Below are 2,599 nucleotides of genomic sequence, written 5' to 3' on the forward strand. Positions count from 1 at the left end.
TTGGGAGCAAAGCTCGTGTTGTAAAACACAGCTAACAAACTGCTCAAGAGGGATTCGCAACGCGTGGCATTTTTACTATGCGTTGATTTTGGTGATTAAGGTGGTTTGCGGTGGCTTTCGTATTGCGTTGCTCACCCCTTAGCAGGGCGTTAGCACTCTTAATATCTACATGGGGGCAGTTAATGATAAGAAGACTATACTCTGAGCTTACCAGAGAGGCCCGAAATGGTTTTTACTTCTTGCACGAATTGAAAATAGAAACTTTAATCGTTAAATGGCTTTTTATTTGGTTAAAAGTATTTTTGGCCGTATTTTTACTTGGCGCTGTATGCTTAATATTCCCTCACGATAAACTATTTATATCTATTGAAGAAATGATGCAGGTGACGATTGGAATAATCTTCTTACATCTAAACTTCGTACTGTATGGATTCGCCATATCAACAGCCAAAATTCCAGTTGTTGGTCGAATATCTTTCTTTGTTGCTCAGTTAGGTTTGGTTATTGGGTTTACCATATTATCGGCAATGTTTGGGGTTACTCTAGGATTGGTTGTGCCTATGTATGTATATGGTCAATATGAACTCCTCAATCCAACATACAACCTTATGATTTTTTTCCTTAACTCGTGTGGTTATTATTTACTAGCTCAAGTATTAGAACGTTGGGAAATGATCCGTAGCATCATTGGTGAAGAGTTTTATGATGAGAATGAAGGAAAATATACTGCTATCAGAATTGTAGCGGGCTTAATGTTATTTATAATTGGCGTATTTAATCTATATGAATACTTGGTTGTGCAGTAAATCATAGTGCTAACAAAGCGTTTAAGGCGGATTCACAACGCTTGGCGACTTCAGTTCAAGTTAGCTTATGTGTTTAAGGTACAATGGTTTAGGTTTGGTGGTTGGCGTTGTTCACCACTTAACGCGGCGTTAGTTTGCAAGAGGAAAAACGCAGCTATATCGCAAGATCTAGTGGTAAAAGCTCAAAGTTGAAATTGTCGTATCGGCGTTCAATTTCAGTGTTAACTAGCGTGGTGAAAATTGAAAATTGAAAATTGAAAATTGGCATCGTTTCAACGGTTGATTTGTTCTTTGGTGCGGCGACTTTTGGTTTACCTGAGTCGAACTTTTTTGCTGAAACTCTGCTCGTTGAGTTTGTTGGTACAAAAGCCGATCTACTCGCTGAAATAGCGTTTTCTCCGGTGTTGTAAGCTCATGTGGTTTCAGTGACTTTGTTGAAAGTCCGCATTGTGAGATTGGTTTTCCAAAAGCGCTTTTTGGTGTTGTTAGTTCGTTTTTTGCGGCATTGTTTGTTCCAAGTGGTTTCATTGAGTTGCCGCTTTGAGACTAAGCCTGACTTAAATGCATTAAAGCACATAAAGCTTATTGTTTTCAAAATTTAAAATGACGTAAAATCAACGCTTTGGGTTTGCAAACTAACAAACTGCTCAAGAGGGATTCACAACGCGTGGCATTTTTACTATGCGTTGATTTTAGTGATTAAGGTGGTTTACGGCGGCTTCGGTATTGCGTTGCTCACCCCTTAGCAGGGCGTTATATTCTAGGAAAGTTATGAGGTATTAATGAAAAAAACATCAAAATTAGAAAAGTATACTGAACTTTTTCTACGGAATTTACAAAAGTTCCTAGCTCCTGGAGTATCGATTAAAACAAAAATCTACCCTGTTGAAGCTCAAGGGGCGGTGTTTGAATTCACTTTCAATCGTGATGGCAAGGATACTATCGAATTTGCATCAGTGATGCCGACTGTCGGTCATGTTTTGTCGGTAGTTCCTCAGCGTATGATTGCAGGGAATATACAAGGTGTGACGTTTGGTGGAACAAATATTTACATGGAGGGGGATAGGTTACTTTTGATCAAAGGTGAAGATAATAAGAATAGCTGGGACGGAAATGCTGCCAATGATGACGTGAGACGAGTGGCTTCTACCTCACAAGGAGGCAAGTAATGCCTCAAGATAAGATGACGTTTGATCAAATAGCCAAAGTTGCTGATGATGTTAGAACTATTCAACGCTTTCAAGATGAAAGCGTAAACGAGGGTTTCGATAGTTCTTTTATGGCTGCGCAAGTCGTTCCTAGCGTAACTAACAATAATAAACGTGATACACCGTTAATTATGTTTTCCCTATTAGTTGTGGGTTTTTGCTTTCTAGTGGGACTCAGGTATGTTGTAGATATATCGCCAAAGATTGAAGAACTTCTATTAGTTATGAGTCTTATTGTTGCTGTTTTAGCTACACTTAGTGCCCAGCTAAAATTTAAAGACTCAATGGTCACAGGTATTGTGGCAGTTGGATTTCTATTTGTTCTCAGTATTGGTTTCGGCATCTTCACACCAAAAGAGGCAATAACTGAAGTAAAAGAGTTCGTAAAATAGAATATAACAAACGCTTTAAGACGGATTCGCAACGCGTGGCATTTTTATCATGCGTTGATTTTAGTGATTTAGGTGGTATGCGGAAGTTCCGTATTGCGTTGCTCACCACTTAAGCGGGCGTTATATGCTTTCAAGTTTTAAACAATAAAAGGACTTAAAAATGATTCTAAATCACGTCTCAGTCGGCGCTTCT

General features: G+C 38.9%; 4 protein-coding genes. All 4 read left to right on the forward strand.

Annotated elements, in window-relative coordinates:
* Positions 1-182: 182 nt before the first annotated feature.
* Entirely contained in the window at positions 183-806 is a 624-nt protein-coding gene (locus R7E00_RS22440; protein ID WP_008081780.1) for a hypothetical protein, read from the forward strand.
* Between the two features lie 254 nt (positions 807-1,060).
* Positions 1,061-1,216: a hypothetical protein gene (locus tag R7E00_RS22445; protein WP_005475701.1), complete on the forward strand. Its 156-nt coding sequence runs from the start codon at positions 1,061-1,063 to the stop codon at positions 1,214-1,216.
* A 372-nt stretch (positions 1,217-1,588) separates the two neighbouring features.
* Complete coding sequence (locus R7E00_RS22450) at positions 1,589-1,975, forward strand: hypothetical protein (RefSeq protein WP_224635831.1); 387 nt, start codon at positions 1,589-1,591, stop codon at positions 1,973-1,975.
* Positions 1,975-2,406, forward strand: a complete 432-nt coding sequence (locus R7E00_RS22455; RefSeq protein WP_224635830.1) for a hypothetical protein — start codon at positions 1,975-1,977, stop codon at positions 2,404-2,406. The genes R7E00_RS22450 and R7E00_RS22455 overlap by 1 nt, the downstream gene beginning before the upstream one ends.
* Positions 2,407-2,599: the final 193 nt, after the last annotated feature.

It is taken from the genome of Vibrio sp. Vb1755, assembly GCF_033338635.1.
Lineage (GTDB): Bacteria > Pseudomonadota > Gammaproteobacteria > Enterobacterales > Vibrionaceae > Vibrio > Vibrio alginolyticus.

Coding starts and splice junctions, on each gene's coding strand:
- R7E00_RS22450 (WP_224635831.1), top strand. CDS start 1,589: ATGAAAAAAACATCAAAATTAGAAAAGTATACTGAACTTTTTCTACGG.
- R7E00_RS22455 (WP_224635830.1), top strand. CDS start 1,975: ATGCCTCAAGATAAGATGACGTTTGATCAAATAGCCAAAGTTGCTGAT.
- R7E00_RS22440 (WP_008081780.1), top strand. CDS start 183: ATGATAAGAAGACTATACTCTGAGCTTACCAGAGAGGCCCGAAATGGT.